We start from the raw sequence: 11,928 nt of genomic DNA, 5'->3' as shown, positions 1-11,928 counted from the left end.
AGGGAGATTGTAAATGGCTAAAAAAATATTACAGGATAATACAAGAGTACTTTTTGACAAAGAGTTTGATGTGTTAAAGGTAGCCAAAGAGAAATTGAACCGCGAGCAGGTACAAAAGAGTGCTTTATACCCAGAATACAAAGAATTAGTAGAGAGTTATGAGAAACTGTTAAAGGTTACCGCTAAAATATTTAAAATCAGTGATATTCAGGGTAGGGTTTTAAAAAATCATGAAAGCCATTTAAACAAAGTAAATGAAAATCTACGTCAACTGGAAGAATCCCGGCGCCAACTGGTTTCTGATATTTCTCATGAATTAGGTACCCCTATGACCTCCATTCAGGGATATCTTAAGGCAATGCTTGATAACGTAATAGAACCCGATAGGCAATACTTAAATTTAATTTATGATAAGACCTTGCTTGTTAACCAGTTGGTTGAAGATCTGTTTGAGTTATCGAAGCTGGAGGCTAACCAGGTAAGTTTTAATTTTAAGGAAGTTACTATACAAGATTTAATGGCAAATATAACACGGAAATTTGCCTTAGACTTTAAAAATTCAGGTATAAACTTTATGATTGACCCCATAGAAAACCTTACCCCAGACAATCACATTATAATGAATGTTGACCCTGCCCGCATTGATCAAGTGATGGTCAACTTAATAAATAATGCAGTTAAATACACTCCCACAGGCGGTACTATTCGCATTCAGTGTCAAATACAGAACGCTGAAAAAGATGGAGAAGTCATCATAAAAGTAATAGATAGCGGGTCCGGAATTGATGAAAAGTCCCTCCCCTTTGTCTTTGATCGTTTCTTTAAAGGAACTCAGTCCCAAAAGGTTGGTGGTACTGGCTTAGGTTTAGCCATTGCCAAGCAAATAATCATTAAACATGGTGGCTACATTGGAGTAGACAGCATGGTCAACAAAGGAAGTACCTTTTATTTTTCTCTTCCGATATCTGTGCAGCATAAATCGTATTAAACTATAATTTAAAATTTTGGGAGTAACCGTAATGAACAAAGGGCTTAATGAAAAGGACCAATTTGTCAGAATAAGTTCTATGCTGGATGCCAGTGTAATGAAGATTACTATTTTTGCTACGGTGATTATAGTATTTTCTATGTTGCTGGTAGGGGCCATTGCCTATACTATTACAGAAAAGGAAATAGTCAACAAACTTAAAACAAAGGACTTAGTTAATATTGCCGAAGCAATTTCTGCTAAAATAGATGGACGAATTGAACGGGCTAAGGAAACGTCTATTTTACTTGCAAAGGATCCCGAAATAATCAACTGGGTTTCAAGTGCAGAAAAAAATAAGGTTGCTGAACAAAACTCATTGTTAAGAATAGCAAAACTGGCCAGGGAACATGACTACAGCAATTCCTTTATAGTCAGCAATGTTACAAAACACTACTGGGATGAGAACTGCCAAATAATTGATACCATGTTAGAAAATGATCCTGATGATAGTTGGTTTTTTGATGTAACAAAATCAAACAAACCGGTTTCTTTGGTGATAGACTACAATAACGAAAGAAAAGATACCTTTGTCTTTGTCAACGCTTTAATGGGTGATGTTAAAAAACCACTGGCAGTGGTAGGTGTGGGTTTGAGTCTCGGGGAGTTGTCCAAGGACTTTCAAAGTTTTAAGTACGGTGAAAAGAGTGATCTATGGTTAGTAGATAATAAAGGGAATATTTATCTCTCTGATAATATTAATCATAATGGCAAAAATATTAGTAAGATTTTACCTATGAAGATTGCCAGCACACTCCTTAGGAATATAGATTCAAGTCATAAAGTTTCCTCTACACTGGAATACCAAGATTCTAAGGGGGCCCTCGTTGATATCATAAGCTATCCGATAAAATCTTCCGATTGGAAACTGTTGGTACAAATCCCCAGAAGTGAATCAGTTTCCTTGTTAAATACTATCAAATTCAATACTTTATCCGCAACGGGAATTACCCTTATTGCTATCACGATCTTCTTTTTCTTAATCTCACGCTACCTGGCAAATCCTTATAAAAGGACATTGCAGTTAAATCAGGAACTTGAAGCAAAGATAACTGAAAGAACCAAAGAGCTGTTTGAAAAAAATAGTAAACTAATGGACAGCATAGATTACGCTAAAAGAATTCAAGAATCCACTCTACCTTCTCCCGGGAAACTGACGGACTTGTTTAAAGATCACTTTTTGCTGTGGCGACCAAAGGACTTGGTGGGCGGAGATTTTTACTGGACTAAAAAATTCAATAAAGACTACCTTGTGGCTGTTGGAGACTGTACCGGACATGGTGTCCCCGGGGCGTTTATGACTATGCTAACTGTTTCGATACTAAATCAGATTGCCGACCTTAACACTAAGGGCGACCCGGCTTTACTTCTTAAGAAGCTTAATGTTTTAATCAAACAGACATTGAATCAGGAAACGGAGGATGCCCTTACTGACGATGGGTTGGATATTGGTCTATGCTATTTTGATGGTTCTAACCACCTCATCTTTGCGGGAGCTAAAATGTCCCTTTTTATACGAAACAGTAAAGGCATAGAGATTATTCAAGGAAATAAAAAGAGTATCGGCTATATTCGTACTGCTCCGGACTACCCCTATACTAATTCCAAAATAGATATAGAGAGCGGGGATCTTTTCTACCTGACAACGGATGGCTACCTTGATCAAAACGGTGGCTTAAAAGACTATTCCTTTGGGAAAAATCGTTTTCTGAACATGATAGAGCATTGTAACAACAGGGATTTATCTAAACAGGGCAAAGTCTTTCTTAATGAATTATTGAATTACATGGGTGAAAAGCCTCAAAGAGATGATATTACGGTAATAGGTTTTAGAATAAGCTAATACAAACTAAATTGAAGGGATGATTGCATGAGAGGCCACTATGAACAAGTGTTTCAAAATGAAATGCAACTTCTCCTGACGTGTCAAAAAGATCTTAATAACCCAGCTTATAAGGACAGTGTTTTACTACCCAAGTATAAAGAACTGATATTGGAGTATGAAAAGCTTCTAAAAGTCTCTAAAAAAATTTTTAAGATAAGTGACACCCAAGGAAGGGTATTAAAGAAACGTGAATACGAGATTAAAAATTTACTGGATAACGCAAATCAAGGTTTCTTAACCTGTGGGAAAGATTTAATAGTAGATAAGGAATACAGTGCGGAGTGTATTCGGATTTTTTGTAGAAAAATTTGCAATTTAAATATAGTTGATTTGTTAATTGATACTGGGAGTGATTTCCCTACCAGAATACAAATTGAGAAAACTTTATCATCCATCTTTAATTCCAATGACGTTGAAGAAAAAGATTCTCTTCTAAGCAAACTTCCCCATACACTGTTTATCAATGATAAAAATATCAATGTTGAATACAAGCTTATCGGCCAGGAGGATAATCACGAGGAGATCCTGTTTCTAATTCTTACGGACGTCACCGAAAAAATTAAGTCAGATGCTCAGATAGAATATTTAAGCTTTTATGACAGTCTTACAAGTTTATATAACCGGGCCTACATCGACAGAGTGATTCCTGAGATGCTTCATCCCGAGAATCTTCCCTTTAGCATTATTCTGGCAGATATAAACGGCCTAAAGTTAATTAATGATGTTTTTGGACATGAAAAAGGTGATCAACTAATTATTGATACAGCCAATGTATTGAAAAAGAGCTGTCGCAAAACAGACGTCGTGGCCCGCTGGGGTGGGGATGAATTTCTCATTATTCTCCCCAACACCAACGAGAAGTTTTGTCAGGAGGTTGTCACTAGGATTAATAATCTTTGCCAGCATTCCGGGAGGAATCCTATTGCCATTAGTGTGGCAATGGGAACGGCAACGGTAGATTCTTTAGATACTAATTTCTGTAAGATCTTTGGCCAGGCAGAAAATAAAATGTACAAAAATAAATTACTGGAAAGCAAGGCTGTTCGCCATAAGATCATCATGAATATTGAAAAAGTACAGCAAGAGCGAGGTTTTGAAACCCAGGGACATGTTGAGAGAGTAAGGGATATGGCCGTAAAGTTTGCTAAATTAGTGGGTGTTAAGGCAGGCTCGCCGGAAATGAACCATCTTATGCTATTAGTATCCCTCCATGATGTTGGTAAGGTTGCAATTCCCGAAGAAATACTTTTAAAGCCCAGTAGTCTAATACACGAAGAGTGGGAAATCATAAAGTCACATAGTGAAATTGGTTATAGAATGGCTCAGTCCATAGGCGAAGCTGTTGCTGCCGAAGCGATTTTGGCCTTGCGAGAACGCTGGGATGGTAATGGTTACCCCAGAGGGTTAAAGGGGGAAGAAATCCCTTATATGGCCAGATTGTTGGCAATTGTGGATTCCTTTGATGTCATGACACACGATAGGATTTATAAGCGTTCCATTAGTGTGGAAGAAGCCAAAAGAGAGGTTTTACAAAACAGCGGAACACAATTTGACCCGTTTCTGACAAAAACCTTCTTAGAAAAATTTATTAATATATATGAACAATAAGGCCTGGCTTATGTAGGATTTAATGTTAAAAATGCATCAGTATATTAATCAACGGGCACTTTAGCTATTGATAGCTAAAGTGCCCCATGGTTTTAATGGATAAGTCTTGTAATACGCTTCTTATTCCATGACCACCTATAGTACGTATATTGTAAAACTAGATTGACAAGGAATGCCACAGGATAACCTATCCATATTCCCTGAATGCCAAGGCTAGTAAAATTGGACAGGCCGTAGGCCACTGGCACCTCGACACACCATATAGAAAGCACGCTGAACACTGTTGGCCAGAGGACAGTTCCGCTGGCACGCATGGTAGCAGTAATAATCTGAGCGTGTCCAAAGACTAAATAGCTCCATAGAGTAATAATAAGGAGACTATGGGCAATCTGCAAAGTGTTCTTACTTGTTAAAAACCAGGATAAAATATCTTGGGAAAACAGATAAACCAATAAAACGATTATTCCGCCGATAAAGTAGTTGAGTAAAACCCCGGCTCTAATCACATCTTTTAGCCGATCAAGCCGATTTGCCCCGATGGACTGTGAGGCGAAGATGGATACGGCAATGCCCAGACTTATCGCTGGCATCTGTACATAACTTACGACCTGATTTACAGCGCCATAAGCTGCGGTGGCATCGGAACCAAATCGGTTTACAAATGTAATAACCGCTATTTCTGAAAGCGATACTAGTATCATGTTAATACTTGATGGAATGCCGAGGCGGAGTAGCAACTTTAATAAACCAAAATCTATTCTAAGGTGCTGCCTTACGGAAGCATCAAATTGTAATGGATGGTTGGTTTTGTTAAGATAAATCAGCATTAAAACAAATGTAATCGCCGTCGATGCTACCGATGCGTAGGCTGCACCATATAGGCCAAACTTTGGCACTCCCAACCACCCAAAGATCAAAAATGGTAACAGGCCCAGGTCCAGTATGGTGCTGACGATCAATGTGTAGAAGGGAGTTTTGGAATCACCTGTACCTCGCATAAAAGTTGTGTAGGCAAAATATAAAAACATGACTGGCATAGACCAGAACAAGATTCGTGCATAGTGGACGCTGGTGTCGATGATATTTGCTGGGGTTCCCATTAAATTCAGTATATCTCGGGTAAAGATGCCGCCTATTAAGGTCAGTGTCAGGCCAAGTAGGAAGGTAAATGTGAGTGTTGTCCCGACGACGGCCTTCATCCTCTCTTCGTTACGTGCACCATAGGCTTGCCCGATCAGGATTGAGCTACCAGCCCCTATGCCAATGGTGAAAGAAACGAGCAAAAAGAATAGAGGAAAGAAGGCTGAAATTGCGGCTAAGGCGTTTACTCCGAGCCATCTGCCTACAACAATAGTACCAACCAGTTGTCCCACTGACTGTAGTATATTACTAAGAATCAGCGGCACGAGAAAAACAAGCATTGAGCGCCATACAGGTTGGCTATCTAAATGTTGCCCTTGAGAATTACCCTCTTCTATGCTTGTTTCTGATGGCGATTTAACTGTTGAAGAAGATTTTGTGACAATTTCATCCATATATTATCTCTTTCTATTTTAAAAATTATTTAATTCTTCTTTTACTTAGCTTGTTCTCTTTTAGATATTTTATTATATCCGTGTTCTCCAAAGGGTTGGAGCTTTTCGAGCCATTTTTTTTCGAGTTTTTTCAACTCATCAGCTTTATCAAAGAACCCCTCTTCCTTTTCTTCTAAAACCTCTAATACTTCAAAAACAAAGGCCTCTTCACCAAATGTATTCCAGTCCTCTTGAAGTTGTTTATTTTTGTGTCCTCCTCCTCTCAACTCAACTTTTCTGCCAATCATAGTTTTTAGGTTTGGAGTGGCAATTACTAACACCTTCTGGTTTTTTGTGTTTTTGATCTGATATACCCCGCCCTCCGTTTTCATTTGCTTATACTGTTGCTTTAATTCTTTTCTACGATCCATATCTTTTTCCTCCATCCCATTTGGATCTCTTATGGTAGTGATTATTTGTTATTCTAACTGTTTTTTGCAAGGGCAAATTACTGGACTGTCGTTTATCCTGCTGACTGTGCTTATCCTTTAAGAGTTCCATTATTGCAAGGATTAATTTGGCTTGACGTTCTTTGTCTTTTAATACAAAACGGTGATTCCGAATAGTAGATGTACTGCCTATGCCCATTAGCTTTTGAATTTCTCCATCACTTTTACCTTGGTAAAAAAGTTGCAGGAGGTTTTTTGTTCTGAAGGAATAATTTATTCTTCAAATTAACTAATATTACCTGCTGCCGCTAAATCACAGTGTTTGGATATCAACCATATAATAAAAACAAAAAGCAGAGGTAAGTTTGCTAATTTGTCTGATCCTAGACAAAACAAGGAGGGATAGTATTGCAAAAATTTAAAAGCATACTAGTTGTCATAGCACTTATGTCCCTAGTCCTTGCAGTATTTAGCGGCTGTACAAATGATACCGGTAAAACCAGCGGAGAATTGACCAAGGTTCGACTTTGTGAAGTTGTACACTCCATTTTCTATGCTCCTCAGTACGTGGCCATCAATGAAGGTTTCTTTAAAGAAGAGGGTCTGGATATTGAACTCACAACCGGCCAAGGTGCAGACAAAGTAATGACTGCATTACTTTCCAATGCTGCCGACATCGGTTTGGCCGGGCCGGAAGCCACAGTGTATGTATATAACCAGAAAAAGCAAGATTATGTTATTAATTTTGCCCAACTTACCAAAAAAGATGGTTCTTTCCTGGTGGGAAGAAACCAGGAACCCGAATTTGAGTGGGAAAATTTGAAAGGTAAAACTATTATCGGTGGACGTCCTGGTGGTGTTCCTGAAATGGTACTAGAATATGTCTTGAAAAAACACGGTCTCACTCCGGGTAAAGACGTTAATATAATAACTAACCTGCAGTTTACTGCCACCGCAGGTGCCTTTAAGGGTGGTACCGGTGACTATGTAGCCCTTTTTGAACCTACTGCCAGCCTAATGGAAAAAGAAAAGGCCGGCTACGTAGTGGCCTCCTTGGGCCAGTCCAGCGGCGAAATTCCCTACACCGTTTACATGGCGCAAAATAGTTTCATGGAAAAAAATCCTGAAGTCATCCAGAAGTTTACCAATGCCCTATACAAAGCTCAGCTCTGGGTTGCTAATCACAGCCCGCAAGAAATTGCATCCTCCATTCAGCCCTTCTTCCCTGACACCGACCTGGACCTCCTGGCAGCGGTCATTGAACGCTACAAATCCCAGGACACCTGGAACACTAATCCGGTAATGGATAACCAAGCCTTCAATTACCTGCAAGAGATTATTCAGGTGGCCGGAGAATTAGATAAGCCGGTGGAACCTAATGTCCTAATAACACACGAGTATGCTGAAAAAACAGTTATCTCAAAAAAATAACCTATTATCCTGATCAGAACGGTAGCAGTTACAAAGCTGCCGTTTTGTGCTCAAGAGGTGATAATAAGAATGACAAAAATAAAAGTTAGCTTACAGGACATAGCTATGAACTTTCAATCACCTGAAGGTGAGACCAAGGCCATAAGCAACATTTCCCTTGATGTATTCAGCGGTAAATTTGTAAGTATTGTCGGCCCCAGTGGTTGTGGGAAGTCTACTATTTTAAATATAATTTCCGGCCTCATCAGACCCTCTAAAGGAGAGGTAAAAGTTAACGGCAGAGTGGGATACATGTTACAGCGGGATCATCTCTTTGAATGGCGTACAATTTTAAGTAACTGCCTTATCGGCCCGGAAATACAAGGGCAGGATTTAAAGGTAGCCTGCAGTAATGTAGAACGCCTGTTAAAGACCTACGGACTGGAAGATTTTATACACCATTACCCTAACCAGCTATCAGGAGGTATGCGCCAGCGTGCCGCGTTGATCCGTACCCTGGCAGTTAATCCCGATATCCTTTTGCTGGATGAAGCCTTCTCAGCACTGGACTACCAAACCCGCCTAACGGTTGTAGATGAAGTTTGGAGTATTTTAAAGAAGGAAAATAAAACTGCGATCATCGTTACTCACGATATTGCGGAGGCTATATCCATGTCAGACCATATTGTTATCTTGTCCCGGCGACCAGCTGTAGTTAAAAACATCTATAATATAGAACTTATCAGGCCAAACCTGCCGCCACTGGAAAATAGGAAGGACGATCGCTTTCGCCACTATTTTGACCTTGTGTGGAAGGAGTTGGAAATAGATGAACCCAAAACTTAATCTTTCTCCTGAGCGTCAGGCATATCTAAAACAAGTGAGACGTCGTAAAATAGCAGTTTTAACCACCCAACTTTTTATTCTAGTAGCTGTTTTTGTGCTATGGGAAATATCTGCTAAAATGCACTGGATAGACCCCTTTATTACCAGCCAGCCGTCTCGTATGATTACTACTTTAAAAAACCTGCATTATGATGGCCATCTTTACCTACATTTAGGTATAACCATTTGGGAAACCTTTATTGGATTTGCCGTAGGAACATTAGGCGGTATTTTAATTGCTATCATGCTCTGGTGGTCGGATTTTCTGAATAAAGTATCCGAACCATACCTGGTGGTTCTTAACGCCTTACCTAAGGTGGCGCTGGGTCCTATTATCATTGTCTGGCTTGGTAACGGCCAGCCTGCCATTATTGCCATGGCCCTGCTAATTTCTATTGTCGTTACCATTATCAGCCTGCTCAACGGGTTTTTAACCGTGGATCAAGACAAAATAAAATTATTAAAAACCTTCGGAGCAAATAAATATCAAATTTTATGTAAAGTAATTCTCCCGGCCAGCCTGCCTAATATTATAGCTGCCCTTAAAGTAAATGTCGGTCTTTCCTGGGTAGGAGTTATTATGGGCGAATTTCTTGTCTCGAAAGCCGGTCTTGGCTACCTTATAGTTTATGGCAGCCAGGTATTTAAACTGGATCTAGTTATGACTAGCGTCACTGTACTGATTGTTGCGGCCGCAGTCATGTACCTGGCGGTAGCCTATCTGGAGAAGAAGCTACTAAAGTGGCAGTAGTACCATTGGCTGGCCCCATAAACAATGCTGGGAATCTTTATGCTTGCCCCTACAGTTGATAAAGCAATAAACATGGCCAGGTAAGTTAGACGTCGAGTTGTCCAGCCTCCCGAGAATGAAGAATTAGACATTAAATACCATCCTTTCTTTATTTAAGATTAAAAAATAAAAATCTCCAACCTTCAAAAGGCTGGAGATTTTTCCATCATCTCACATAAATAATTGCAACCCATCCTGGCAGGTCTCCTGGCTATCGGGTCATCGCTATGGTCAGAGCTTTCCAGGGTCTAAACCCCGTGGCTTCTGGCAGCTTACCGACTACAGTGGCAGGACCGCGCCGTTTCCGAAAAATATTTGCTTTCGTCCGGTCTTCCCTATTCTCCCCCTTAAGGGCACCTGGATGGTGGATTAAATTATGGCAAACATACCATATTTTTTCTTAGTGTCAATAAGTCAATATATTTAACCTTGAACTTTAATGGTTTATACTTTCTAGACTTATGTTATTAATTCCGTTAATAAAGGCCAGGGCACTCGCCTTGATGATATTTGTATCTGATGCCCGGGCCGAATAAATTTTATCACTGCCGCAGGTAACTTTTATATTCACCCTTCCTGTACATTCCACCTTATCGGCTCCGTTCTTTACCGCAATAAGAGTATTGGCCGTGGCTAACCCCAGATCGTTATGACAGTGAACACTTAATAATACCTTATCATTTAAGTTTTTAAGACAATCATGGATATTTCTGATTAATTCTCCAAACTCCTCTGGTACAGCATACCCCACCGTATCAGGAACGTTAATGATGGTCGCCCCTGCTTTTACAACTGCTTCAATGGTATTCCACAATATTCAAAATCTGTTCTGGATGCATCTTCGGTTGAGTACTGGACATCCGGTAGCAAGGACATCTATCCTGATAACGGTGGAACTCCGGCACACCCTATATTGTCGGGCCGCAGTTTATGGACGAGTTCAAAACCTAAAAACTACCGAATCTCACCAACCTTCGGCTCTCTGAAAGTTTTGTGGCTTCTACTATTTCCAATCATCACTTTTTTATATTGTGGTATGTAATACTAACTATCAAGCCATTTGTCAACTTATTTTGTTTGGCAAAGTCCGGCCTCTTCAAGAAAAAAGTTCTTTAATAACAGAAGATGCTATGCTAAATGAATATCCTTTTCTGATAAGATAGCTATACAATTTTCTCTGTTTAGTCCGTTCATCATCTTTTCTATAAGATGTTATTTTCTTTATGGCGAGAGTTTTAGCCCTTTGATATTCCTGCTCATCATCGGTTGCTTGTTCAAGAAGATCATTAATGATATCTTTGGATATACCTTTTTGCCAAAGTTCTTGTCGAATTAATTTTTTGCCGACCTTTTTTAATCGTTGCCGATCATTTATAAAAACCTTAGCAAATTCAATATCATCAATGTATCCCAGTCTTTGTAACGTTTCGATGGTTTCCTCAACAACAGCAACTTGATATCCCTTATCCCTCATTCGGGTTCTTAACTCATGGCTACTTCTGGCGCGGTAGGAGAGAAGTGATATCGCATAACTGATGATCTGGTGTTTGTTTTCTGCCCGGATAATTTGCTGAATAATATAGTCAGGCAGTTCTTTGCCAATGATATTAAACAATTGAAATTGAATAAGAGTGTCCTCATGGACACCGAAGGCATATTTGCCATCAAGAAAGAGACTATATCTTTGGTTGTTCTTTTTCTGCACTTCTAGAGCTGTAACAATACTCATTTTAACATCCTTTTTTAGCTGTTTTGACTGTTTTGTACCACACGTACGTTTGGCTTGAAGTATATCAAACGTATGTGTGGTATGCAAGGTTTTATTAATAAAAAAAGCCAACAAATTTGGTTGTTGGCAGTTAATACTTGTGTTGACCCTAGGTTTCTTGCTTAAGCTCTTTCATAATTCGATCAGCAAAGGTTTGTCGTTTTGCATCAATGGCAGCGTCTAATGAGGTAAAGCTGATTGCCTGCGTCCAGCAAAATTTTACACACTGAGGGTCTCCTTGACAGAGATCACATTTAAAGGCAGTACCCTTTTCAAAGTTAAAATTGATATGGCCAAAGGGACATGACTGAATACATTGCTTGCAACCAATACATTGGTCCTGATGGAGGATTACCCCGCCGGTTTCTTTATCCTTTTGAATAGCTTCCATGGGGCAGGCTTCTATACATGGGGCTTTTTCACAAGAAGCACAGGTTATAGGAATATGGTACCCTTTTTTCTCATGCCGTACAATTCTTATACGGGATAAGACAGGTGAACAGATTCCCTCGTGGACAAGGGAACAAACCACTTCGCAAGTGCCGCAACCCACACATCTTAGATGATTAACGAGTAGGACTTTACCCATCTC

Annotated in this window: 10 protein-coding genes, 1 pseudogene and 1 riboswitch; of the genes and pseudogenes, 6 read left to right on the top strand and 5 right to left on the bottom strand. The window is 39.6% G+C overall.

What is annotated here, in order from left to right; all coding sequences use genetic code 11:
• Positions 1-13: 13 nt before the first annotated feature.
• Genes DRED_RS09860 through DRED_RS09850 form a run of 3 tightly spaced genes read left to right on the top strand, consistent with a single transcriptional unit; the run spans position 14 to position 4,520 of the window.
• Entirely contained in the window at positions 14-988 is a 975-nt protein-coding gene (locus tag DRED_RS09860; protein ID WP_011878179.1) for a sensor histidine kinase, read from the top strand.
• Between the two features lie 31 nt (positions 989-1,019).
• Positions 1,020-2,870: a SpoIIE family protein phosphatase gene (locus DRED_RS09855; protein ID WP_011878178.1), complete on the top strand. Its 1,851-nt coding sequence runs from the start codon at positions 1,020-1,022 to the stop codon at positions 2,868-2,870.
• Positions 2,871-2,918: 48 nt separating this feature from the next.
• Positions 2,919-4,520: a bifunctional diguanylate cyclase/phosphohydrolase gene (locus DRED_RS09850; RefSeq protein ID WP_198006882.1), complete on the top strand. Its 1,602-nt coding sequence runs from the start codon at positions 2,919-2,921 to the stop codon at positions 4,518-4,520.
• Between the two features lie 92 nt (positions 4,521-4,612).
• On the opposite strand, the gene DRED_RS09845 is transcribed toward DRED_RS09850, so the two are convergent.
• Together DRED_RS09845 and DRED_RS09840 are read right to left on the bottom strand one after the other, a co-directional pair.
• Entirely contained in the window at positions 4,613-6,055 is a 1,443-nt protein-coding gene (locus DRED_RS09845; RefSeq protein ID WP_011878176.1) for an MATE family efflux transporter, read from the bottom strand.
• A gap of 41 nt (positions 6,056-6,096) precedes the next feature.
• Positions 6,097-6,465 (bottom strand): GIY-YIG nuclease family protein, encoded by a 369-nt coding sequence (locus tag DRED_RS09840; protein ID WP_011878175.1) that lies wholly within the window; start codon positions 6,463-6,465, stop codon positions 6,097-6,099.
• 465 nt (positions 6,466-6,930) lie between these two features.
• Between DRED_RS09840 and DRED_RS09830 the strand changes: the two genes are divergently transcribed.
• The 3 genes from DRED_RS09830 (at position 6,931) to DRED_RS09820 (ending at position 9,529) form a co-directional block, all read left to right on the top strand.
• Positions 6,931-7,914 carry an ABC transporter substrate-binding protein gene (locus DRED_RS09830; protein ID WP_049755929.1) on the top strand — a complete coding sequence of 328 codons (984 nt, stop codon included), beginning with the start codon at positions 6,931-6,933 and terminating at the stop codon, positions 7,912-7,914.
• 69 nt (positions 7,915-7,983) lie between these two features.
• Positions 7,984-8,739 (top strand): ABC transporter ATP-binding protein, encoded by a 756-nt coding sequence (locus DRED_RS09825; RefSeq protein ID WP_011878172.1) that lies wholly within the window; start codon positions 7,984-7,986, stop codon positions 8,737-8,739.
• Positions 8,723-9,529: an ABC transporter permease gene (locus DRED_RS09820; protein ID WP_011878171.1), complete on the top strand. Its 807-nt coding sequence runs from the start codon at positions 8,723-8,725 to the stop codon at positions 9,527-9,529. Before DRED_RS09825 ends, DRED_RS09820 begins: the two co-directional genes overlap by 17 nt.
• A gap of 219 nt (positions 9,530-9,748) precedes the next feature.
• A riboswitch (cobalamin riboswitch) is annotated at positions 9,749-9,944 on the bottom strand.
• Between the two features lie 201 nt (positions 9,945-10,145).
• Here DRED_RS09820 and DRED_RS18280 read toward each other — a convergent pair.
• From DRED_RS18280 to DRED_RS09805, 3 genes and pseudogenes are all read right to left on the bottom strand, one after another.
• Positions 10,146-10,429 (bottom strand): annotated as a pseudogene (locus DRED_RS18280) (2-isopropylmalate synthase); the annotation flags it as partial.
• A 235-nt stretch (positions 10,430-10,664) separates the two neighbouring features.
• A complete protein-coding gene (locus DRED_RS09810) occupies positions 10,665-11,297 on the bottom strand; it encodes a regulatory protein RecX (RefSeq protein WP_011878169.1) in 633 nt (210 codons plus the stop codon).
• Positions 11,298-11,445: 148 nt separating this feature from the next.
• Entirely contained in the window at positions 11,446-11,925 is a 480-nt protein-coding gene (locus DRED_RS09805; protein ID WP_011878168.1) for a 4Fe-4S dicluster domain-containing protein, read from the bottom strand.
• Positions 11,926-11,928 lie beyond the last annotated feature (3 nt).

Origin of the sequence: Desulforamulus reducens MI-1, assembly GCF_000016165.1 — a bacterium.
Lineage (GTDB): Bacteria > Bacillota > Desulfotomaculia > Desulfotomaculales > Desulfotomaculaceae > Desulfotomaculum > Desulfotomaculum reducens.
Note: the sequence above shows the minus strand (reverse complement) of the source record. Positions and strands in the feature narration are given on the sequence as shown.

What these genes read in the sequence shown, in the direction of transcription:
- DRED_RS09860 (WP_011878179.1), top strand. Translation starts at nt 14, where the DNA reads ATGGCTAAAAAAATATTACAGGATAATACAAGAGTACTTTTTGACAAA.
- DRED_RS09855 (WP_011878178.1), top strand. Translation starts at nt 1,020, where the DNA reads ATGAACAAAGGGCTTAATGAAAAGGACCAATTTGTCAGAATAAGTTCT.
- DRED_RS09845 (WP_011878176.1), bottom strand. Translation starts at nt 6,055, where the DNA reads ATGGATGAAATTGTCACAAAATCTTCTTCAACAGTTAAATCGCCATCA.
- DRED_RS09840 (WP_011878175.1), bottom strand. Translation starts at nt 6,465, where the DNA reads ATGGATCGTAGAAAAGAATTAAAGCAACAGTATAAGCAAATGAAAACG.
- DRED_RS09830 (WP_049755929.1), top strand. Translation starts at nt 6,931, where the DNA reads ATGTCCCTAGTCCTTGCAGTATTTAGCGGCTGTACAAATGATACCGGT.
- DRED_RS09825 (WP_011878172.1), top strand. Translation starts at nt 7,984, where the DNA reads ATGACAAAAATAAAAGTTAGCTTACAGGACATAGCTATGAACTTTCAA.
- DRED_RS09820 (WP_011878171.1), top strand. Translation starts at nt 8,723, where the DNA reads ATGAACCCAAAACTTAATCTTTCTCCTGAGCGTCAGGCATATCTAAAA.
- DRED_RS09810 (WP_011878169.1), bottom strand. Translation starts at nt 11,297, where the DNA reads ATGAGTATTGTTACAGCTCTAGAAGTGCAGAAAAAGAACAACCAAAGA.
- DRED_RS09805 (WP_011878168.1), bottom strand. Translation starts at nt 11,925, where the DNA reads ATGGGTAAAGTCCTACTCGTTAATCATCTAAGATGTGTGGGTTGCGGC.